Source organism: Natrialba sp. PRR66 (genome assembly GCF_034808065.1).
GTDB lineage: Archaea > Halobacteriota > Halobacteria > Halobacteriales > Natrialbaceae > Natrialba > Natrialba aegyptia.
The window spans coordinates 1-252 of the sequence record NZ_JAXHGN010000196.1 but is presented as its reverse complement, the minus strand read 5'-3'; the positions used below and the strand labels follow the sequence as shown (position 1 = coordinate 252).

Sequence of the window (252 nt, the reverse complement as noted above, 5' to 3'; positions counted from 1 at the left end):
GCCCTCCGCAACGCGGGCGAGATTGCCAGCCTCGCCGCCGACAAAGGCTACGATTGGCAGCGCTTACGAGAGAAATTACGCGAAGAAGGCGTGAGACCGCTGATCAAGCACCGTGAGTTCCGACCCGTCGATTGCGCGCATAACGCGCGCCTCGACGCGTCTCTATACGGCCCACGAGCACGGTCTGAGAACGTCTTCTCAACCAAACAGCGGACGCAGCGGGGACCCGGGGGGGGCCCGCCCTGGGTACCC

General features: G+C 65.1%; 1 protein-coding gene. It reads left to right on the top strand.

The genetic code is table 11. From position 1 onward, the window contains the following. Positions 1-252: transposase (locus tag SM755_RS23970; RefSeq protein ID WP_323174878.1), on the top strand; the 252-nt coding region annotated here is incomplete at both ends.